The sequence below is a fragment of the Ruegeria atlantica genome (assembly GCF_013033965.1).
Taxonomy (GTDB): domain Bacteria; phylum Pseudomonadota; class Alphaproteobacteria; order Rhodobacterales; family Rhodobacteraceae; genus Ruegeria; species Ruegeria atlantica_D.
The window spans coordinates 187,813-207,644 of record NZ_WQFE01000004.1 but is presented as its reverse complement, the minus strand read 5'-3'; the positions used below and the strand labels follow the sequence as shown (position 1 = coordinate 207,644).

Sequence of the window (19,832 nt, the reverse complement as noted above, 5' to 3'; positions counted from 1 at the left end):
TTGACCAAAGCCCCGGATTGATAGACACCGCCGGGATGATCCCCGAAGAACGCCTTGAACAGATAGCCCAGCGATTCCAGTACCTCGAAGCGGCCATGGCAGATGGTGCCTCGGGTGGGGACATCGCTGCTTTGGCCAAAGAGTATTCCGACCTCAAACCGGTCGTGGATCAGATCGTGGCGTGGCGACAGCTGGTGGCCGATTTGGCCGAGGCCGAGGCGATGCTGGCCGATCCCGACATGAAAGAGCTGGCCGAAGAGGAAATCCCGGCCCTGCAAACCCGTATCCCCGAAGCCGAGCACGCCTTGCAGCTTGCGCTGTTGCCTCGTGATGCGGCGGATGCGCGTCCGGCGATGCTGGAAATTCGCCCCGGAACCGGCGGGGATGAGGCCGCTTTGTTCGCGGGCGACCTGCTGCGCATGTACCAGCGCTATGCCGAAGCGCGGGGATGGCAGTTTGAGATCATCGAAGAACAGGCCTCGGATCTGGGCGGGATCAAAGAGGTCGTGGCCCATATCAAGGGCGAGAATGTTTTTGCGCGGATGAAATACGAATCCGGTGTACACCGGGTGCAGCGTGTGCCTGAGACTGAAAGCGGCGGACGCATTCACACCTCGGCCGCGACGGTCGCGGTTTTGCCCGAGGCCGAGGACGTTGACATCCAGATTGACTCAAATGATATCCGCATCGACACCATGCGCAGCTCGGGCGCCGGTGGTCAGCACGTGAACACAACCGACTCGGCGGTGCGGATCACGCACCTGCCAACCGGGATCGTAGTGACGAGCTCGGAGAAATCACAGCACCGCAATCGCGAGATCGCGATGCAAGTGCTCAAAACCCGGCTTTATGACCAGGAGCGCCAGCGGATCGACAGTGAACGCTCAGCGGACCGGGCTAGCCAGGTGGGGTCGGGGGATCGGTCCGAGCGGATCAGAACCTACAATTTCCCGCAAGGCCGCATGACAGACCACCGCATCAACCTGACGCTATACAAGCTGGATCAGGTGATGCAAGGCGATCTGGATGAGGTGATCGATGCGTTGACCGCGGATGATCAGGCGCGGCTGCTGGCGGATATGGCGCAATGATTGCGGCGCTGACAGCAGCGCAGGCAATGGTCGCGGCCACAGCGCGACTGCGGGCGGCTGGCGTGGCCGACCCGGCGCGTGACGCGCGGGTTCTGCTGGCCCATGCGGCACGGATTGAAGCCAGCCGGGTTACTTTGATCGCCCCTGAAGAGCTGTCACCAGAGATTGCAGAACGCTACGATCAGTTGATCTCGTTGCGTGCGGTGCGTGTGCCGGTGTCGCATCTGTTGGGTGAGCGCGAATTTTATGGCCGGCGGTTCCGTGTCAGTCGAGACGTGCTGGACCCACGTCCGGAAACCGAAGCGCTGATCGAAGCTGCGCTAAGTGAACCGTTCGATCATGTGTTGGATCTGGGGATCGGGTCAGGATGTATCCTGATCACGTTGCTGGCCGAACGGGCCAGCGCTTCGGGCGTGGGCGCGGACCTGAGCGAGGCTGCCTGCCTGCAAGCCAGCGCAAATGCAGTGCAGCATCAGGTCCAGAGCCGGGTGGAAATTCTGCAGTCCGATTGGTTTCAGAATATAGACGGTCAGTTCGACCTGATCGTTTCGAACCCACCCTATATTTCTTTGTCGGAAATGGGCGACCTTTCACCAGAAGTGCGTGTGCATGAACCGCGTATGGCGCTGACAGACGAGGGAGACGGGCTTGGTGCTTATCGCCGCATTGCTGCGGGCGCACCGGATTTTCTGCTGCCGGGCGGTCGTCTGCTGGTGGAAATCGGGCCAACGCAGGGACACAGCGTCGCAGCTTTGTTCGAGTCGGCGGGTTTGACCGCCACACGGATCATTCCCGATCTGGATGGCCGTGATCGCGTCGTTTTCGCCAGAATGCCGCGATAACGCGTCAAGCTGAGGCCGAAATACGCCGATTGATGTAAAAAAGCTGCGAAATTTTGGACAACCCCCTTGTCTGTACGCACAGGACGTGTTTACTCAACAACAGTCGGAGGGCTGACGCTGTCTCAGCGGGCCCCGGACGCCAAGCCCAAAATAGTCGACATCGCGTCACAGCTAAGCGTTTGAGCAGTGCAGGATGCGAGTTGATCGACAGTGAATGACAAGGCTGACGTAAAGTAGATGAGATCTTCCAAATCCCGCTCTCGGGCAAAGAACAACCGCAACCGTCCCTCTGGGGGCAATGTCGTAAACCGGGTTTTTGACAGCTCGGGTCCAGAAGGCAAGGTGCGCGGTACGCCCCAGCAGATTATCGACAAATACAACCAGTTGGCGCGCGACGCTCAGCTGTCCAATGACCGTGTGGCCGCCGAGAACTTTCAGCAGCACGCAGAACACTATCTGCGCCTGCTGAGCGAAGCGCAGCGCGAGATGGAAGCACGCCGCGAAGAGCAAGAGCGCCAGAACCGCGAACGTCAGGCTGAACGCGATCGCGAACGTGCCGAACGCCAGGAACGCGAAGCTGCTGCCCGCCAGTCGGACCCGGCCGAAGCGCCGCAGCCGGACGTGATGGACTTCTCACCCGAAGCAGCCGCCCCGGAATCCGGTTTGGTTGAGACCCCGGAAAGCCAGGATGCTGCGCCTGCTGCTGAAGCGCCTGCAAAAAAGGAAAAAGCGCCACGCCGTCCGCGCACGCGCAAGCCTAAAGCTGCACCCGAGGCCGCCGAAGACGCGCCGACCGGCAACGGCGATGCACCAGAAGCGGCGGAGTAATTCCTGCCTCAGAATTCAAAAGCCCCGGAAGTTACTCCGGGGCTTTTTCAGTTTTTGGGTCAGCTTTTTTGAACTTCCCGCGCCAAGGCACAGAAAGCCTCAAGCGGGACTTGCTCCGCGCGTTCCGTCGGTTGAATCCCCGCGGCCAGCAGCCGGTCTTCGATATCTGGTGTGACGCCCTTGAGCGATGCGCGCAGCATCTTGCGGCGCTGGTTAAAGGCCGCGGCCACGACCCGCGACAGAACCCGGGCATTCGCCGGATAGCGCGGCTCGGGCAGGGCTGTGAGGTGAACTACAGCACTTGAGACCTTCGGTGGCGGGGTGAACGCTCCGGGTGGCAGGGACATTGCAATGCGCGCCTCGGCGCGCCATTGGGTAAGGATCGCAAGGCGGCCATAGGCTTTGCTTCCGGGCTGGGCCACGATGCGTTCGGCGACTTCGCGTTGGAACATCAGCGTCAGGCTTTGCCAGAAAGGCGGCCATTCTGGCGGGGTCAACCAGCGCACCAGCAGTTCGGTGCCGACGTTGTATGGCAGGTTGGCTGCAATTCGGATCGGCGGCGTCAGATAGGCCAGTGGGTCGATTTCCAATGCGTCGCCGTTGATGACCTCAAGTCGTCCGGGATACGCCGCTGCGATGTCGTTCAGGGCGGCAATGCAGCGGGTGTCTTTTTCAACCGCGACGACTTTGCGCGCGCCTTCGGACAAAAGGCCTCGGGTCAGACCGCCGGGGCCGGGGCCGATTTCCAGCACGTCACATTCCGTCAGATCGCCCGCCTGCCGCGCAATCTTGGCTGTCAGGTTGAGGTCCAGCAGAAAATTCTGTCCCAGCGATTTACGCGCAGAGAGCTGATGTGTCGCGATAACCTCGCGTAGTGGAGGGAGGGTGTCGATTGCGCTCATGATCTGATTACCGTGGCGCGTGTCCGGGGGGGAACGCCAGTGATTTTTTGCCTCCGGCGGAGATATTTTCAGCCAGGTGAAGGTTCAAGCGCTTTGTGCCATCCGCTGGGCCAGTTTAAGCGCTTCGATCAGGCTCGTCGGATTCGCAATACCTTTTCCGGCGATGTCCAGTGCCGTGCCGTGATCTGGTGAAGTCCGGATGAAAGGCAGGCCGAGGGTCACGTTCACGCCCCGGTCGAAATCGAGCGTCTTGATCGGAATCAGTGCCTGATCGTGGTACATTGCGATGGCTGCGTCATAGCGGGCGCGGGCGGCGGCGTGGAACAGCGTGTCTGCCGGATATGGACCGGTGACAGAGTAATCCGTCCCGTCCAAACCCGCGATCAGCGGCGCGATCCAGTCCAGCTCTTCATGGCCCATTTTACCGCCTTCACCGGCATGAGGGTTGAGGCCTGCAACAGCGATGCGGGGATGGGGGATGCCGAACTGTTTGCGCAGGCCGTCGGCTGTAATGGCGATGGTTTCGCGTAACAGGTCTGGCGTGAGTTCTGACGGGACTCGCGACAAAGGGATGTGGATCGTTGCTGGCACCACGCGCAATTGATCGCTGGCCAGCATCATCACGACGCGTTTCCGACCCGCCAGAGCGGCCAGAAATTCGGTGTGGCCGGGATAGGCGAATCCGGCCCCGTCGATCAGGGCTTTCTTGTGGATCGGAGCGGTGCACAAGGCCGATGCTGCGCCGGATTGCACGAGCGAAACACCAGTTTCGATGGCGTCGATTACACTGGGCGCGTTGGCCGGGTCAGGTTGGCCTGGCATGTTGCTGGAGGGGAATTCCAGCTGCAGAACGGGCAGGGAGTTCGCGCAGATACCGTTGACCTGCGCCGGATCTTTGATCCGCTGTGTCGGGACGTCTGAAGGCAGATGTGCCGAATCCCCGATGTAAAAAAAAGGACAGCTCTCGCGCAGTTCTGACCAGGCTTTGGCCGCGATTTCGGGACCTACGCCCGCCGGGTCGCCACAGCTGAGCGCGATGGGCGCATTCATTGCTCGATGATCGTTGCGTCGGCGCGGAGCTGTTCAATCAGACTTTCAGCGAAGGCCTGTAGACGCTGTTGCGTCAGCGCGTTGGCCACATCTACACGCGTTGTGTCTTCGCCCCGGTCCAATGTGCGAGTGCACAGCATCAGGAACTTCAGGGTCTGGCCATTGTTTCCGGTCAGCGTCGTCGAAACTTCGTTCAGATCCAGTTTGGAAAGTTCAATGGCTACGTCACGCGGTATTTCCGACGGGCTGGCTTCTACACGTTGCAGGACCTCGGCCGGTTGGTCTTTGGCAATACCATAGAGGTCGTCGCAGGTATCAACCTGTTCACGCAGCTGGGCGGCCCGGGCCAGGGTTTCGGCACTGCGGCCGCCAGCCATGTTGTAAATCGCGTAGTCGATTTTGGAGTAACGCGGCGCGCTGGTGGTCGTTTCCCGCAGGCCGCGCAGCTGGAACAGGGCGATCGCATTGGGCAACGACAAAGGCTGCGTTATGTCACCTGTTCTCAGGCCCAATATCACCGGCTGCAACGCCGGAGGCAGATCCGTCAGGTTCAGCCAGTCCAGTCGCCCGCCGTCGTTGCGTGTACCTGCCGCGGAATACTGAGTCGCGGCAGAAGAAAACGCATCGAAGCCTTCAAGCTGCGTAATCTCTTCGGCCAGCAATTCGGCCTGGGCAACGGTCTGTGGTGTGACAGGAATGATGATTTCCGACATCAGAACCTGAAGGCCGCCACTGCCAGCCTGTCCCATAGCTCGGTTGATCTCGTCCTCGCTCGGTCTGGCTTGCGACAGAAAACGCGCACTGACGTAGTCGCGCCAGGATAGTTGATCGGCGACGAAATCCCGCACGGTTTCCGGGGATACGCCGGATTCGCCCAGCAATTGCAGGAACTCTTCGGTTGAAAGACGACCGCGGGCCGCAAACTCATCAATGCCTACCTGAATATCTTCTGGTGCTACCTCGATGCCTGCTTCGCGCATGGCCTGTTTGCGCAGCCGTTCCTCGATCAGCGCGTCGCGGACTTCCTCTTCGGTGGCACCGGGTGCCCCGAGAACGGTCAGGAATTGTTGACGTTGCTGAAGTTCGTACCAGGTGACAATGTCCTGATTGACCTTGATCGCAGGCGAAAACAGGCTCTGAGCCCGGCTGTGATCAGCGGACAGGGCCAGCAAGGCGGCAGCCAGTACCGGGACAACCGGCTTTAGCCAACCGGAACGGATGAATCGCGAGAAACCTGAAATCAACTGCATCTTCTCTTGTACTGTTGGCCGCCACCCTCGATGGAGTAACCTGTCAGGGCAACGGTAAACCCGAATTCCGTCGAAGGCTCAATACTTGATGACGATGTAAATCGTCTGCTGACGGTCATGTTAACCTTCACACACTCATTCTGATACGTAACGCCCAGCCCATATCGGATCGGTTCGGACTCGCTGAGGTCATAGCGGGCTATTGCCTGCGTAAGCCAATTCTGATCCACGCGGTAGCGCCCATCCAGCCGAATCTCAGAGATCTCATCCTCGGCGTTTTCCGCCGGATCCGGTTCTTGCCAGACATAACTGCCGGTGATGCCGACATTCGGCTTGTTCCAGCCTGCGCGCACCTCGGCCTTGGCGAAACTGAAATCACCGTTCAACAGGCCGCGCCCTGCCAGGGACCAACCATTTGCGGTTTGCAATTGACCGGCCAGCAATACGTCGGACGCGGTGCCCTGAAGGCCGGACGTCAGGTTGAAGTTTGGGTCAGCGGTGGCGCGGAACACTTGTCCGACCGTGGCAAGCGCACGCCAGCCATTTGCCCCATAGCGCGCCCAATTGACCCCGAATACCGCCGTTGTACCATCTTCGCGTCGATCCGGGGCCGGAAAGCGGGACAGGGCCAACAGGTTCCCCTGATCGAACTCCTGAAAGGTGCTTTCGTCATTGGGAACGTCCTGATCTGTTACATTCGTCCAACCGATCTGCGCGATGGGCTCAAGCACTTGAGTCGCGCCGGATTTCTCTCGTCGGGTCATCGGATAGCGCAAGGTCAGCGCCGCGCGCGGTGTGGCCCGGGTCACCCGATCGGGGAATTGGCTGTCATCCCGAATGTTGAACGTATCAATCGACGTCCCAATCTGGGCGTCCGCCCTAAGACCAGACGCGAATATCCAACTGCGGAGCCATTCGGCATCAAATGTCACGCGTGCAACGTCACGGCCGACGATATCCTGATCGCTGGTTCGCGTGTGATTGTGGCCCACGAAACCTAGGCGAACTTCACCGCCGACCGAGGTTGGGAAATAGCGTTTCTGAAAAAAGAGGTCGAACACCCGGGATGGGATCACCTCCTCGTTTTCGCTGTCGCGCAGGGATTTGTAGTGGATGAAACTGGTGCGGAAAGCGGTGTCGCGTTTGATCCGTTCAAGGGCGATTTCACTGCGCAGCCGGTCAAAATCGGGTAGGCCATAATCTGCGAGATAGGCGTTATCCGATGTAGTTTTCAGGTCAAACAGAAGGCGGAAGTCGTTGTTTAGGTTGAAGTAACCATTGGCAAACAAATAGCCCCGATCCTGGTTCAGTTGCAGATCGTCGCGGGTGAAAGCACCGTTCAGCTCGATCCGGCCTCGTTTGAATGCCTGACGGTAGCGATACCCCAACGTTCGCGTTTTTGACGAGACATACGGGGTTAGCGTCAGGTCCTTGTGGTCGCCCAGCTTAAAGAAATACGGCACCTGCACGCCGGTTCCCAACTGCGATGTGGTGCGGATTGATGGCACGAGGAAACCCGTCGCTCGATCCAGTGTAGGGTCAGGCAGGCGTAGGTACGGAAAATAGAAGACCGGAACATCCAGTATCCGGAACTGTGCCCCTTCGAAATACAGTTGGCGTTCCAACTGGTCATGCGTGACCTTGCGCGCGCGAATCTGCCACAGGGGCGGCTTGCCATTGGCGCAGACGTGGCAGGACGTGGCCGACACTTTGCTGAACTGCGTATAACGCCCCCCTGCGCGTGCCGCCTGGACCGAGGCGATCTGAACCTGCTGATCGAATACCATGCGGGCCCCGATCAACAGACCGTTCATGATCCCGTCATCCAGCTCGGCGGAATCAGCCAGCAACGTTGTCGCGCCGCCCTGATCAATGCGCACTGGCCCTTCTAACGACAAATTGCCGGTTTCGCGGTCATAGGTGATCCGCGTGGCCGTGACCTTTGTGTCGCCCTGGAAGGCTTCGACATTCCCTTCGGCCACCAGATTGCGTTCGGGCGTGATAAATATCCGGTCGGCCACCAGCAGGGCGGGTTGATCCTCTTGCACGGTGCCCTGAGCAGCGCCGGCAGCAGATTGAGATTGCGCCGCCACGCCCGCGGGCAAGGCCAGAGCAACCGCACCGGACAGCAACAAACTGGCAATAAGCCGCATCAGCCGTCCTCCGCATGCAGCAATAGGCCAAGGGACAGAAGAATGGCTGCGAAGGGCGGGGCCCAGGCCGCGACTAAGATAGGCAATTGACCGTTTTCCCCCAGAATTTGGGCAAAGTTACGAATGAAGTAGATGCCAAAGCCCAGCAGAACGGCTGTCAGCACGGCGATCCCGGTGCCGCCGAACCGGACATGGCGCATGGTGAAGGCCGCACCAATCAGAACCATCGACATCAGGAATAACGGGCGCGCCAGTTGTACCTGCAACCAAACTTCATATTGTTTGGTCGAAAATCCGGCCTCGCGCAGGTCTCGGATCAGTTCCGGCAGGTCATAGACCGATACGGAATCCTGTTCGCCCAGCGTGTCCAGAATGCGCTGGCGTGTCAGCGAGGTGGGAACCTCGAGCCGGGCGTGTTCAGTGGCGTGGGTTTCCGGGTTAACACCGCCTTCCAGCGACCAGATCTTGGCATTGGTCAGAATCCAAGTGCCATTCTCAAGATCCGCCTGGTCGGCCACGATCTGTTGGGTCGGCGTACCGTCCGGAGCGAAGGTAATGATCGTCACTTGATTAAGCGTGAACGTATCTCCATTCGACGTGTCCCTGGCGTGAATCACCGATTGGCCATTGGCCGAGCCCTGCCGCAGCCACAGGCCCTCTGCGCTGATCGACAGAGTTGATCCGCCGTTGTTCTTGTAGGATTCGGCAAGCCGCTTGTATTCTTCCGACGTGGCGGCCGCGATGGGGTTCAGCATGCCAACCGCCATTGCGCCGATGATCAGGGCGATCACAACCGGGGCCAACAAGGCGCGGATACCCGAGCGACCGGTGGCGCGGGTCACAACCAATTCCGAGCTGCGGGCCAGCCCGATAAACAGCGCGATCGTGGACAATATGACCAACAAAGGCAGCATTTCGCTGATCGCGGCAGGTGTATTCAACAGCGTTAACTGTAACAGCTGACCAAAAGACAGATTTGCCTCGTCAAAACGGCGCACCTGTTCGATCAGGTCGATCAGAATCATCAGCGTCAAAAAGATACTGCCGATGACCAGGAAACTTTGAATGAAACGGCGGGCGAAATAACGGTCGAGGATCACGTATGAACTCCCGCCGATAAGGCGCGTAAACAGCCTATGGTCGCGTACAGACCAGAATCACCGCGGCACGCCATTGTGCGCGACGGCCTATGCCTGCTCTGTCTTGCCAAAACCTTCTCCCCCGAGCCTGTCGGATTTTTTCCGGGACTTTAATGCAATTGCCGTCCGGGGAAAACTGCTATCTGGTCAAGCCGCGCGGCGCGGGCTAGGTCTTGGGGAACTGATTTTGAGGAGTTTGCAATGAGCAGTCTTGTACCGATCCAATTCCAAGACACAGACATGGATGCGATGGCGCAGGCCGAAGGGCGCGTGGCCATTATCATCCCGTCTGATGGCAAGATGAACCCAGCTGCTCGTCGCGCCAACCGCCTGACCCGCGGTGCTGTTGCGAGGCTGGTCGAAAGTGAGCGGTTCGAAAAGGTGAAGACCGGCGACGTGATCTCATTGGCGTGGCCAGGTGGCATGGCGGCCGAAGCACTGGATGTTCTGGTTCTGCCGCGCCGTCCCGATCCGGTCGAGGCCCGCAAAGCCGGTGCCGCGCTGGCCAAGCTGGCGGGCAGCAAGGATCTGCTGGTCATGGCTGGCAATCAGGTCAAGGCCGAGGATCTGGCCATGGGCATCGCGCTGCGCAGCTATGATTTTGACGCGCACAAGACCAAGGAGTCGGATGAAGCCGGTTCGGTCATGATCAGCCACCAGAAGGCCGATGAGATCGAGGCCGCCTTTGCACCGCTCTATGCCGTGGCGGATGGTGTGCGCATGACACGCGACCTGACCAACGAGCCCGCCAATGTTCTGACCACCACTGAATTCGCCGATCGTCTTGCTGAGATGGAGGCACTGGGGCTTGAGGTCGAAGTGCTGGAAGAGGACAAACTGGCCGAACTTGGCATGCGCACGCTGCTGAGCGTCGGGCAGGGATCTGTCAGCCCGTCGAAGGTAGTGGTGATGCAGTGGAACGGCGGCGACAAGGATGACGCGCCGCTGGCTCTGGTCGGCAAAGGTGTCGTGTTCGACACAGGCGGCATCTCGCTGAAACCGGCGGGCGGTATGGAAGATATGACCATGGACATGGGCGGCGCAGGTGTCGTTGCGGGCACCATGCGCGCACTGGCCAAACGTAAGGCCAAGGCGAATGTTGTCGGTCTGGTTGGTCTGGTCGAGAACATGCCTTCGGGCAATGCAACCCGGCCAGGCGACGTGGTCAAATCCATGAAGGGCGACACGGTCGAAATCATCAACACCGACGCGGAAGGCCGTTTGGTTCTGTGCGACGTGATGTGGTACGCGCAGGAACGGTTCCAACCGGTCGGCATGGTCGATCTGGCCACCCTGACAGGTGCGATAATTATCGGGCTGGGCCATGAGAACGCTGGCGTCTTTTCGAACAATGACACATTCTGCAATGCATTCCTGAAAGCGGCGGGTGCCGAGGATGAAGGCGCGTGGCGGATGCCTTTGGGCGAAGCCTATGATAAGCAGTTGAAATCGCGGATTGCCGACATGAAGAACGTTGGCGGCCGCCCTGCTGGGTCAATCACAGCCGCGCAATTCCTGCAACGTTTTGTCAAAGAAGAAACGCCGTGGATTCACCTGGATATCGCCGGTGTGGCTTCGGTTTCATCCGAGACGTCCTACGCCCCCAAAGGCGCGACCGGCTGGGGCGTTCGCGCGCTTAGCCGCTTTGTGCAGGACAATTTCGAGTAAGCTGATGGGAGCCGTCTATTTCTATCACCTGACCCGCCAACCACTTGAGCACACCTTGCCGGTGCTACTGGACAAGGCGCGGCAGGCCGGGTGGAAGATTGCCGTGCGGGGCACTGATCCCGCACGGATGGACTGGCTTGACGAAAAACTGTGGTTGGGACCCGAAGATGGATTCCTGCCACATGGTCGAGCAGGCGGCCCGCACGATTCTGCGCAGCCGATCCTGCTGACGACCGAGGCGCAGGCCGCCAATGACCCGTCCTGTGTCATGGCGGTGGACGGCGCGCCGGTCGACCCTGATGAGATCAAGAAGCTGGATCGTGTCTGCATCCTGTTCGACGGCAATGACAGCCACGCCGTTCAGCACGCGCGGGGACAGTGGAAAGCTCTGACGGGCGCGGGATGTTCCGCCCAATACTGGTCCGAGGAATCCGGACGCTGGGAAAAAAAGGCCGAGGCCTGAGGCACAATCCGCCGACCGCACACTGATCAATTGCGCGCGAGTGTATGACTGACGAGGCCTATATGACCGTTTTGAGCCCGAAGCAGTTAACAAAGCTTTCAGAACGGCCAGCTATTTTCTGCCCCACTACCTTCGCTTCTCGGCAGCCCGACGAACCGCGAGGACCGCTGTGGCGTAATCTCCCAGAGAAATCCCTCTGAACGCGAAAGCGGCCGGTTTCTCGCATACAGTGGTATCGACTTCTCCCGAGACAATTTCCATCAGGTCGCCGGTTACTTGCCGATAAGGCAGCATTGGCTTGTCGCTTTCAAGTTCCTGTGTTCGGTCGTCAACAATAATAGTTTCAAAAGCGGTCATGCCCTCTGGAAACCATGGAATGCAGGCATCTGTAATGGCGGCGAAGGCAGTCGGTTTTAGCCATCGGGCGTCCAGAAACGGTTCGATGGAGTAGTCCAATGTTATTGATGTCACCACCAGATCAGCATCACGCAAGGCGTCCTTGGCATTGGCGGCCATTTCGGCCTTGAGGCCCATGTCCCGAGCACGGCGACAAAGCTTGTCGGCATTCGCCTTGCCACGTCCGAACACACGAATGCTCTTTAAGGGAAAAATTTCCGAAAAAGCAGCCAAATGGGAGTGAGCTTGCACGCCGGCACCAACAAAAGCCATCGTCTCGGCTTTAGGGTCAGCAAGTCGCCGCGCCGCCACCATGGACAGTGCCGCTGTTCTGACAGCCGTAACCCAGTTCGCATCCAGGACCGCTCGGAGAATCCCGGTTTGCCCGTCCATGACCATGATTGCGCCGTTAATCGCAGGGAGTCCCTTTGACGGATTGTTTGGGCACACCGTGACTTGTTTGGTCACGATGAACCCATCAGTTCCCACCGCCAAGGTGGACATTGCGTATCGTCCATCCCCGGGCAAAATAGCAGTCTTAGGAGATGTATGAAGCTGTCCGCCTGCCTTGGCTATCAGGGCAGATTCGATTGCGTCGGCAACTTCAGAAGGCTGAATGCCTAAACCTTCCAAATCCTCGTCGGAGAGATAAGTTAGATTGCTTTCAGAAGTCATGTCGGCGCCTCTCCGCTTTGCAATCTGGCTTTCTGACTGCGGGCGTTGTCTTGGATAACTTGTTCCCGTCAGGTTTTGTTCTCAAGTGCAGTGTTGCTGAAATAGTAAATCTATCTGTCTAAAGCACTTCAACAAAACGTGGCCTCGCCGCGGTGAAAAAGCGGTCTGAACCGAATGACAGACAAGCCCGTACACCGGCCATTGGAAATGTGTCTATCTTCGAAAACAACTGCGAGAATACCCGTATCATGGTGGCATACAGTACCGTGGGATACGGCTGACATTTCTCCACTCTTGGGATTAGCCCTACGCAAAACTGTATCCCTGTTGCACTTGAATTGATCGCCTTCGCCCTTGCTCTGACTGTTCGCTGCTTTAGGGTGCGCACCGTTGCGAGCGGAGGGAATTCAGGATGAAAAAGAACCCATTGGGACGTACCGGTATCGAGGTGACGGATTTGTGCCTTGGCACCATGACTTTCGGCACGCAGACCTCTGAGGCGGATGCTCATACGCAGATCGATATGGCGCTGGAGGCCGGGCTCAACTTCGTTGATGCAGCCGAAATGTACCCGGTGAACCCTGTCTCGAAAGAGACAGTTGGGCGGACCGAAGAAATTCTGGGCAACTGGAACGCGGTGAATCCCGCACGGCGGGCAGAGTACATTCTGGCGACCAAGCATTCCGGTGCCGGATTCGCACATGCCCGCGATGGGGCACCAATTTCTGCGCAAACGATCCCCGAAGCGATCGAAGGGTCTCTGCGCCGGTTGCAGACGGACTGCATCGATCTGTATCAGTTTCACTGGCCCAATCGCGGCAGCTACATGTTTCGGCAGAACTGGGATTATGCGCCATCCGGTCACAACACCGATGAGGTGCTGGAGAATATGCAGGGGTGCCTTGAAGCCCTGCAAAGGCAGGTCGACAAGGGCAATATCCGCGCATTTGGCCTGTCGAATGAAAGCGCATGGGGCACCGCGCAATGGCTTCGATTGGCCGAACAAGTGGGTGCTCCTCGGGTCGCTTCGGTTCAGAATGAGTATTCCCTGCTTTGCCGACATTTTGACACCGACATGTCCGAGTTAAGCGTGCACGAGGATGTTGGCCTGATGGCATTTTCTCCGCTTGGGGCAGGGTTTCTGACTGGCAAATATCAGGACGGCGCGGTGCCCAGGGGCTCGCGCATGGATCTGGTCCCAACCATGGGCGGGCGCAAGTATGACCGTGTGTTTGGGGCCGTCGATGCCTATCTGGAAGTCGCGCGGCGGCACGGCCTGGATCCTGTGCATATGGCGCTGGCGTGGTGCCGGACACGGCCGTTCATGATGTCCGCTATTTTTGGCGCGACCACAGTTTCGCAGCTGGCGCATATTCTGGACGGCAAGGACCTGCAATTGGGGGCTGACGTCCTGAAGGACATCAGCGCGGCGCATCGCGCGCATCCGATGCCATTCTAGGGGGCTCTGCCCCCGCCGCGCATTGCGCGACTCCCCCAGGATATTTTTGGCCAGATGAAGTGGATCCGGTCAGTGATGGGTAGGCTGGATCCGGTCCTGACGCAGGTCTCTGGCCGACTGACCATGGGCGGTCCGAAAGGCACGGGCAAAGCTGGATTGCGAGGCAAATCCTGTGGCGAGTGCCACGTCCATCAGCGGCATGTCCGTGTCGGTGACCAGACGGCGGGCTTCGGCCAGGCGCAGTTGCAGATAGTGGTCCTGTGGCGTCGTATTCAGTCGCAGACGGAACTGTTGCTGCAAGGTGCGGGGGCTGGTGCCCAAGGTATCGGCGATGTCGGCCAATGGCAGAGGGTCCTCCAGTGACCTTTCCATCAGCGAGTTTGCCTTTGCTGTCAGGGCCGTATGGCGGTGCGGTGCGCCTGTACGGCTTTGTGGCTTTGACGGTTCAGGTGCGCCTTCGTAAAGGAACAGGCCGGACACGCGGGCGGCAAAACCTGCGCCGTGGCGCGCGGCGATGATGTGCAGCATCATCTCGACCGCCGGGATCGCGCCGCCGGAGGTCAGGCGGTTGCCGGAAACGGTGAACCGGTCAGGGCGAACGTCAACTTCGGGGAAACGGGTCGCGAAGTTATCCAGGTCTTCCCAGTGCGTCGTGGCCGAATGGCCGTTCAGCAAGCCGGCTTCGGCCAACAGCCAGGGGCCGCCGTCGATCCCGGCCATGGTGGCTCCTGTACCGGCAATGCGGCGCAGACCCGCCAGCAAGCTGGGTGTGGCGTGACGGGCCAGTTGGAACCCGGCAATCACGATCATCAGGTCGCAACTCTGCAGCCGTGTCAGCGGGATGCCCGGAACGTTAAGAGCGCTGGTCAGCATCGCTGGTTCGGTAGTGGCCGTCACATAATCCCAGTCAAAGGCCGGGCGGTCTGCCAGACGGTTGGCGGCGCGCATCGGATCAACGGCCGAGGCAAAGCTGAGCGTGTTGCATTCATCCAGAACCAGCACGGCCGTTTTCAGGGCGCGATGTTCGGGCTGCAATATGTTTTTTGCGGATTTCATCAAGTTCGATTCGCATTCTGGCAAGTTGTTTGCCCAAGGCTGCGCCAGAGTCGGGGATGAACGCAAATCGGAATCCGGGGAGAAGCCTGAGGATAACTCAGGGCGAAACCGGGTATAAGTTGGGGAAAACACCATGCCACTGGAAATGAACCGCGAAGTCTTCATCACCTGTGCTGTCACCGGCTCGGGCGGAACGCAGGATCGAAGCCCGCATGTACCACGTTCACCGAAGCAGATTGCTGAAAGCGCGATCGCGGCGGCCAAAGCTGGTGCGGCCATCGTGCATTGCCACGTACGCGATCCCGAAACCGGCGCGCCCAGCCGCCGGTTGGACCTGTACCGCGAGGTGACCGACCGCATTCGCGAGGCCGAGGTGGACGTCGTTCTGAACCTCACTGCTGGTATGGGCGGAGACATGATCTTTGGCCCCACAGAGGCTCCTTTGCCGTTGAACGAGGAAGGTACCGACATGATCGGCGCAGCCGCGCGGGTCGAGCATGTGGCCGAGTGTCTGCCCGAGATCTGCACCTTGGACTGCGGCACAATGAACTTTGCCGAAGCCGATTACGTCATGACCAACACGCCGGGCATGCTGCAGGCGATGGGTCGGATGATGACGCATCTGGGTGTGAAGCCCGAGATCGAAGCCTTTGACACCGGTCATCTGTGGTATGCCAAGCAACTGGTGAAGGACGGCATTCTGGATAGTCCGGCTCTGGTTCAGTTGTGCATGGGCGTGCCTTGGGGTGCGCCGGATGATCTGAATACCTTTATGGCCATGGTCAACAATGTCCCGGATGACTGGACATTCAGCGCCTTTGCGCTGGGACGAAACCAGATGGCCTATGCATCGGCATCGGTTCTGGCTGGCGGTAATGTGCGTGTCGGGCTCGAAGACAACCTGTGGTTGGACAAAGGCGTTCTGGCGGAAAACTGGCAGCTGGTTGAACGCGCCAACACCATCGTTTCGAACATGGGTGCGCGCGTGATCGGAGCGCAGGAAGTGCGCGAGAAGCTGGGGCTGGTGAAGCGGGCGCCGAAGGCCTGAAACACCCCCTTCTAGAGGTTTCGCAAAGCCAAGACACCGGGGCATCAACTGAAGGAATAACTCATGAAAGTGATGTCGCGGTGTTTGGCGCTTGTCGGAGCAGGATTTCTGGCGGCTTGCCTTCCAACGGATGACAAGGCGGAGGCTGAACCTGCACAGAATGAAACGCAGGCTTGCGAGGCCAAGGGCGGAACTTACGAGGTTGCGGGCAAAGCCCAACAGTATGTGTGCATCCTGCCTTTGGCAGATGCGGGCAAGACCTGTGAAACAGGTTCGGACTGTGACGGCTTTTGCCTGTCCGAGACCAAACAGTGCAGCGCGGTCACGCCGCAGTTCGGATGCACTCCGCATCTGGATGAGACGGGGCGCGAGCTGGTGATCTGTATCGACTAGGAAAAGATATGACAAAAACAGCAGCTATCATTGGTGGTGGTGTAATCGGCGGCGGATGGGCTGCCCGGTTTCTGCTTAACGGCTGGGATGTCCGGGTGTTCGATCCGGACCCAGAGGCTGAGCGTAAGATTGGCGAGGTTCTTGACAATGCACGGCGGTCTCTGCCGGGGCTGAGTGATGTGCCATTGCCAGCTGAGGGCATGCTGACCTTCCATGATGAGATGGTAGACGCTGTACAAGGGGCCTCCTGGATTCAGGAAAGCGTGCCCGAACGGCTGGACCTGAAGCTGAAGGTTTACAAAGGCTTGCAGGAGGCTTGTGATCCGGAAGCGATCATCGGCTCTTCGACCAGCGGGTTCAAGCCGTCCGAACTGCAGGAGGGCGCTCTTCGTCCCGAACAGATCGTGGTGACGCACCCGTTCAACCCAGTCTACCTGCTGCCTCTGATCGAGCTGGTTCCGACTGAAAAGAACGCACCCGAGATGGTTGAGCGGGCGCAAGAGCTGTTGAAATCAGTCGGGTTCTTCCCGCTGCACGTCAAAAAAGAGATTGATGCGCATATTGCCGACCGGTTTCTTGAGGCCGTGTGGCGCGAGGCGCTGTGGCTGGTCAAAGACGGTATCGCCACCACCGAAGAGATCGACGAAGCGATCCGCATGGGCTTTGGCATCCGTTGGGCGCAGATGGGGCTGTTCGAAACCTACCGAGTGGCTGGTGGTGAGGCCGGTATGCGGCACTTCATGGCACAGTTCGGTCCGGCACTAAAATGGCCATGGACCAAGCTGATGGACGTGCCGGAGTTCACGGATGAGTTGGTGGACATGATCGCCGATCAGTCGGATGCGCAGTCTGGTATGCATTCGATCCGCGAATTGGAACGCATTCGCGACAATAACCTTGTGGGTATGATGCGCGCGCTGAAGGCGCAAAACTATGGGGCCGGTGCCGTTTTGAACCAGCACGATGCGATGCTGAAACCCCACGCGCTGCCGACGCTGGATCAGGCGGATCTCAGCCAACCGATCCTGACTCTGGCCCGCGCTGTGCCGCTGGATTGGACCGACTACAACGGTCACATGAACGAAGCGAACTACCTCGAGGCTTTCTCGGCCGCAAATGATCGTTTCATGGAATTCATTGGTTGTGATGCGGACTACATCGCCTCTGGCGGCAGTTACTTCACCGCTGAAAATCACATTCGGTATGTCGACGAAGTGCATGCGGGCGCGAAGATCGAAGTGCGCACACAGATGCTGTTGGGGCAGGGCAAGAAACTGCACGTTTTCCACAGCATGTACGAGGGCGAAAAGCTGCTGGCCACTGGCGAAAGCTTCATGCTGCATGTCAGCCTGGAAGACCGCCGTCCAAGTGCGCCTTCGGCTGAGATCGAGGCCGCAATGGCCCGGATTTCCGAAGCTCAGGCGAGTTTGCCCTATCCGGAAGGTGCGGGTGCTGCGATCCGCAAACCGGCATGAGCGGGCGCGTTCTGATCACGGCTGGCGCCTCGGGCGTTGGCCGTGCCATGGCCGAGGCTTTTGATGCAGCCGGGGCGCAGGTCTGGGTGGCTGATGTTGATCCCAAAGCCCTGTCCGACTGCCCATCCCATTGGCAAGGGTCCAAGGTGAATGTCGCAGACGAAGACGCCGTGGCTGCACTTTTCAAGGATATCGAAGCGACATGGGGCGGATTAGACGCCTTGTGTGCCAATGCCGGCATCGCTGGCCCCACGGCATTGGTCGAGGACGTGGCCCTTGAGGATTGGAGACAATGTCTTGCTGTGAATCTGGAAGGTGCGTTTCTGTGCTCCAAATACGCGGCGCCAATCCTGAAGCGGCAAGGCAGCGGGGCAGTGATCATTACGTCTTCGACGGCTGGCCAATACGGCTATCCTAACCGGGCTCCCTATGCCGCAGCGAAGTGGGGGATGATCGGTCTGGCCAAGACGCTGGCGATGGAGCTTGGTGCGCATGGTGTACGCTGCAATGTCATTTGCCCCGGTGCAGTAGAAGGCCCCCGGATGGAAGGCGTGCTGCAACGCGAGGCTGATGCCAAGGGTATGACACGGGATCAGGTTTATGAGGGATACGCCTCGGGCACCTCAATGGGCCGATTTGTCGAAGGTCACGACATTGCCAATATGGCTGTATTCCTTGCATCGGATGCAGCCCGATTGGTGTCGGGGCAAGTGATTGCCGTCGACGGGCATACGGTCAACCCCGACCCAAAGGTCTAACCCTGATTGGGGCCGCGAATCTGGCGGATGCTCTGCCGGACTGCCTGCCAGTCACGTGCTTGCTGCATATTCCCGGCTGCCTTGCATTCGCGCATTTTCTGCGCCGCTTCGGCCTCGGCCTGATCTCCGTGGGCCGTATAAAGCGCCCGTGCATATTGAGCGGTCTTTAGTGCGTCCATTCCTATGGTCCTCCGTCTGTGATCGGATCGCTCGAAGGTTCGCGCCAAGTGACGATATCACAGGTTGACGGCTTGCGCATCCATGGGACCGCTATCAGGCGGAAATCGTTGACCGCAACTGCCTGAGATGCTCGGGAAAATCTCGCGCCGTTACATCCGCTTCGCGCACCAAGGTATCGAAATGACGGGTAAAAGTTTCAATTCTGTCGCGGTCTCGAAAGGCCATATAGTGGCTGCCTGCGTAAAATACGCACAGCAGCGGACCGAAGATCGTGACAGGCGCGGAATAGAGTCTCTTGGCGTCAAACAGATAAATGCGCATGCGGGGGTACAGCTGGTCGCTCAGCTCCAGCAAGTGATCAATCTGGTCTACCCTGATATTAGGGCATAACCCCTCATAATACCCGGTCGCGCGGGCAAAACTGTCGATTTCATACAGCGGCATGGCGATTTCATAATCGGATTGCGCGCTGCGCATCCATGTCAGGCGGTCCGCTGAGGCACCGATGGCCTGATCTGCCGTTCGGCCCAGATGTGGTGCGTATTCCCACTCCAGAACCGCCCGCGTTTTCAGCATGTCGGGCAGGGTGGCCGGCACATAGCGAACCTTGTAGCCCGCCGCCTCTTTGTGCCATTCGAAAATGCGTTCGTCGACCAGTGCGCGCGGGGCCTTGGTCATGCTCAGTGAGCTGGCCAAAAGCTCGGCTGCGCTTTCGGGTCGATCAGACAGGCTAAGCAACCAATCCGCCGAAACCCCAAGCGCCGAGGCGCAGCTGCCCACCACATGCGCATTCGGCAGCCGCGCTCCTTCACCGGTCAAAAGCTGAGAGACGGTCGAGCGGTCGACGCCAATATCCCGCGCCAGCGCGCTTTGGCTCATGTGCCGTTCTTCCATGGCGCGGGCAAGGCGAAGCCGAAACTGCGCAGCTCGGTCTCTTTTGTCGATCTTATCCTGCATGTGATGATAAATATCACGTATGATGAGTTTTGTTAATCATATTCAGAAT

Annotated in this window: 19 protein-coding genes; 10 read left to right on the top strand and 9 right to left on the bottom strand. The window is 59.0% G+C overall.

Features of this window, described 5'->3' with window-relative positions; all coding sequences use genetic code 11:
- Positions 1-35 precede the first annotated feature (35 nt).
- The 3 genes from prfA to GOW16_RS09790 all read left to right on the top strand — a co-directional run bounded on the left by prfA (position 36) and on the right by GOW16_RS09790 (position 2,761).
- Positions 36-1,091 carry a peptide chain release factor 1 gene (prfA, locus tag GOW16_RS09800; protein ID WP_170414645.1) on the top strand — a complete coding sequence of 352 codons (1,056 nt, stop codon included), beginning with the start codon at positions 36-38 and terminating at the stop codon, positions 1,089-1,091.
- Positions 1,088-1,933, top strand: a complete 846-nt coding sequence (prmC, locus tag GOW16_RS09795) for a peptide chain release factor N(5)-glutamine methyltransferase (RefSeq protein WP_170413963.1) — start codon at positions 1,088-1,090, stop codon at positions 1,931-1,933. The genes prfA and prmC overlap by 4 nt, the downstream gene beginning before the upstream one ends.
- 237 nt (positions 1,934-2,170) lie before the next feature.
- Positions 2,171-2,761, top strand: a complete 591-nt coding sequence (locus GOW16_RS09790; protein ID WP_170413960.1) for a DUF4167 domain-containing protein — start codon at positions 2,171-2,173, stop codon at positions 2,759-2,761.
- Positions 2,762-2,820: 59 nt separating this feature from the next.
- Here GOW16_RS09790 and rsmA read toward each other — a convergent pair whose 3' ends face one another.
- The 5 genes from rsmA to lptG all read right to left on the bottom strand — a co-directional run bounded on the left by rsmA (position 2,821) and on the right by lptG (position 9,216).
- Entirely contained in the window at positions 2,821-3,663 is an 843-nt protein-coding gene (gene rsmA, locus GOW16_RS09785; protein ID WP_170413957.1) for a 16S rRNA (adenine(1518)-N(6)/adenine(1519)-N(6))-dimethyltransferase RsmA, read from the bottom strand.
- A gap of 84 nt (positions 3,664-3,747) precedes the next feature.
- The gene (gene pdxA / locus GOW16_RS09780) at positions 3,748-4,713 is read right to left on the bottom strand and encodes a 4-hydroxythreonine-4-phosphate dehydrogenase PdxA (protein WP_170413954.1); all 966 of its coding nucleotides are present in this window, start codon (positions 4,711-4,713) and stop codon (positions 3,748-3,750) included.
- A complete protein-coding gene (locus GOW16_RS09775) occupies positions 4,710-5,963 on the bottom strand; it encodes a peptidylprolyl isomerase (RefSeq protein ID WP_170413951.1) in 1,254 nt (417 codons plus the stop codon). The genes pdxA and GOW16_RS09775 overlap by 4 nt, the downstream gene beginning before the upstream one ends.
- Positions 5,954-8,116, bottom strand: coding sequence for an LPS-assembly protein LptD (locus GOW16_RS09770; protein WP_170413947.1), 2,163 nt, complete (start codon positions 8,114-8,116; stop codon positions 5,954-5,956). The genes GOW16_RS09775 and GOW16_RS09770 overlap by 10 nt, the downstream gene beginning before the upstream one ends.
- The gene (lptG, locus tag GOW16_RS09765) at positions 8,116-9,216 is read right to left on the bottom strand and encodes an LPS export ABC transporter permease LptG (RefSeq protein ID WP_170413943.1); all 1,101 of its coding nucleotides are present in this window, start codon (positions 9,214-9,216) and stop codon (positions 8,116-8,118) included. Before lptG ends, GOW16_RS09770 begins: the two co-directional genes overlap by 1 nt.
- A gap of 240 nt (positions 9,217-9,456) precedes the next feature.
- Here lptG and GOW16_RS09760 point away from each other — a divergent pair, with 240 nt between their 5' ends.
- The gene (locus GOW16_RS09760) at positions 9,457-10,923 is read left to right on the top strand and encodes a leucyl aminopeptidase (RefSeq protein ID WP_170413940.1); all 1,467 of its coding nucleotides are present in this window, start codon (positions 9,457-9,459) and stop codon (positions 10,921-10,923) included.
- 4 nt (positions 10,924-10,927) lie between these two features.
- A complete protein-coding gene (locus GOW16_RS09755) occupies positions 10,928-11,386 on the top strand; it encodes a DNA polymerase III subunit chi (RefSeq protein ID WP_170413937.1) in 459 nt (152 codons plus the stop codon).
- 126 nt (positions 11,387-11,512) lie between these two features.
- Here the strand turns inward: GOW16_RS09755 and GOW16_RS09750 are convergent, their stop codons facing one another.
- Complete coding sequence (locus tag GOW16_RS09750) at positions 11,513-12,457, bottom strand: ornithine cyclodeaminase family protein (RefSeq protein WP_170413934.1); 945 nt, start codon at positions 12,455-12,457, stop codon at positions 11,513-11,515.
- Between the two features lie 412 nt (positions 12,458-12,869).
- Here GOW16_RS09750 and GOW16_RS09745 point away from each other — a divergent pair, with 412 nt between their 5' ends.
- A complete protein-coding gene (locus tag GOW16_RS09745; protein WP_170413931.1) occupies positions 12,870-13,916 on the top strand; it encodes an aldo/keto reductase in 1,047 nt (348 codons plus the stop codon).
- 69 nt (positions 13,917-13,985) lie between these two features.
- Here GOW16_RS09745 and GOW16_RS09740 read toward each other — a convergent pair whose 3' ends face one another.
- Entirely contained in the window at positions 13,986-14,972 is a 987-nt protein-coding gene (locus GOW16_RS09740; RefSeq protein ID WP_170413928.1) for a GlxA family transcriptional regulator, read from the bottom strand.
- A 133-nt stretch (positions 14,973-15,105) separates the two neighbouring features.
- Here GOW16_RS09740 and GOW16_RS09735 point away from each other — a divergent pair, with 133 nt between their 5' ends.
- From GOW16_RS09735 to GOW16_RS09720, 4 genes are all read left to right on the top strand, one after another.
- Positions 15,106-16,020: a 3-keto-5-aminohexanoate cleavage protein gene (locus GOW16_RS09735; RefSeq protein WP_170413926.1), complete on the top strand. Its 915-nt coding sequence runs from the start codon at positions 15,106-15,108 to the stop codon at positions 16,018-16,020.
- A gap of 63 nt (positions 16,021-16,083) precedes the next feature.
- Positions 16,084-16,413: a hypothetical protein gene (locus GOW16_RS09730; protein WP_170413923.1), complete on the top strand. Its 330-nt coding sequence runs from the start codon at positions 16,084-16,086 to the stop codon at positions 16,411-16,413.
- Positions 16,414-16,421: 8 nt separating this feature from the next.
- Positions 16,422-17,888: a carnitine 3-dehydrogenase gene (locus GOW16_RS09725; RefSeq protein WP_170413920.1), complete on the top strand. Its 1,467-nt coding sequence runs from the start codon at positions 16,422-16,424 to the stop codon at positions 17,886-17,888.
- A complete protein-coding gene (locus GOW16_RS09720) occupies positions 17,885-18,646 on the top strand; it encodes an SDR family oxidoreductase (protein ID WP_170413917.1) in 762 nt (253 codons plus the stop codon). Before GOW16_RS09725 ends, GOW16_RS09720 begins: the two co-directional genes overlap by 4 nt.
- Here the strand turns inward: GOW16_RS09720 and GOW16_RS09715 are convergent.
- Together GOW16_RS09715 and GOW16_RS09710 are read right to left on the bottom strand one after the other, a co-directional pair.
- Positions 18,643-18,825, bottom strand: a complete 183-nt coding sequence (locus tag GOW16_RS09715; protein WP_170413914.1) for a hypothetical protein — start codon at positions 18,823-18,825, stop codon at positions 18,643-18,645. The two genes, GOW16_RS09720 and GOW16_RS09715, sit on opposite strands and share 4 nt — an antisense overlap.
- Positions 18,826-18,919: 94 nt before the next feature.
- Positions 18,920-19,783 carry a helix-turn-helix domain-containing protein gene (locus GOW16_RS09710; RefSeq protein WP_170413911.1) on the bottom strand — a complete coding sequence of 288 codons (864 nt, stop codon included), beginning with the start codon at positions 19,781-19,783 and terminating at the stop codon, positions 18,920-18,922.
- Positions 19,784-19,832: the final 49 nt, after the last annotated feature.

What these genes read in the sequence shown, in the direction of transcription:
- pdxA (WP_170413954.1), bottom strand. Translation starts at nt 4,713, where the DNA reads ATGAATGCGCCCATCGCGCTCAGCTGTGGCGACCCGGCGGGCGTAGGT.
- GOW16_RS09750 (WP_170413934.1), bottom strand. Translation starts at nt 12,457, where the DNA reads ATGACTTCTGAAAGCAATCTAACTTATCTCTCCGACGAGGATTTGGAA.
- GOW16_RS09790 (WP_170413960.1), top strand. Translation starts at nt 2,171, where the DNA reads ATGAGATCTTCCAAATCCCGCTCTCGGGCAAAGAACAACCGCAACCGT.
- GOW16_RS09775 (WP_170413951.1), bottom strand. Translation starts at nt 5,963, where the DNA reads ATGCAGTTGATTTCAGGTTTCTCGCGATTCATCCGTTCCGGTTGGCTA.
- GOW16_RS09745 (WP_170413931.1), top strand. Translation starts at nt 12,870, where the DNA reads ATGAAAAAGAACCCATTGGGACGTACCGGTATCGAGGTGACGGATTTG.
- GOW16_RS09710 (WP_170413911.1), bottom strand. Translation starts at nt 19,783, where the DNA reads ATGCAGGATAAGATCGACAAAAGAGACCGAGCTGCGCAGTTTCGGCTT.
- GOW16_RS09720 (WP_170413917.1), top strand. Translation starts at nt 17,885, where the DNA reads ATGAGCGGGCGCGTTCTGATCACGGCTGGCGCCTCGGGCGTTGGCCGT.
- GOW16_RS09715 (WP_170413914.1), bottom strand. Translation starts at nt 18,825, where the DNA reads ATGGACGCACTAAAGACCGCTCAATATGCACGGGCGCTTTATACGGCC.
- GOW16_RS09740 (WP_170413928.1), bottom strand. Translation starts at nt 14,972, where the DNA reads ATGAAATCCGCAAAAAACATATTGCAGCCCGAACATCGCGCCCTGAAA.
- prfA (WP_170414645.1), top strand. Translation starts at nt 36, where the DNA reads ATGATCCCCGAAGAACGCCTTGAACAGATAGCCCAGCGATTCCAGTAC.
- GOW16_RS09755 (WP_170413937.1), top strand. Translation starts at nt 10,928, where the DNA reads ATGGGAGCCGTCTATTTCTATCACCTGACCCGCCAACCACTTGAGCAC.
- GOW16_RS09770 (WP_170413947.1), bottom strand. Translation starts at nt 8,116, where the DNA reads ATGCGGCTTATTGCCAGTTTGTTGCTGTCCGGTGCGGTTGCTCTGGCC.
- GOW16_RS09760 (WP_170413940.1), top strand. Translation starts at nt 9,457, where the DNA reads ATGAGCAGTCTTGTACCGATCCAATTCCAAGACACAGACATGGATGCG.
- prmC (WP_170413963.1), top strand. Translation starts at nt 1,088, where the DNA reads ATGATTGCGGCGCTGACAGCAGCGCAGGCAATGGTCGCGGCCACAGCG.
- rsmA (WP_170413957.1), bottom strand. Translation starts at nt 3,663, where the DNA reads ATGAGCGCAATCGACACCCTCCCTCCACTACGCGAGGTTATCGCGACA.
- GOW16_RS09730 (WP_170413923.1), top strand. Translation starts at nt 16,084, where the DNA reads ATGAAAGTGATGTCGCGGTGTTTGGCGCTTGTCGGAGCAGGATTTCTG.
- GOW16_RS09725 (WP_170413920.1), top strand. Translation starts at nt 16,422, where the DNA reads ATGACAAAAACAGCAGCTATCATTGGTGGTGGTGTAATCGGCGGCGGA.
- GOW16_RS09735 (WP_170413926.1), top strand. Translation starts at nt 15,106, where the DNA reads ATGCCACTGGAAATGAACCGCGAAGTCTTCATCACCTGTGCTGTCACC.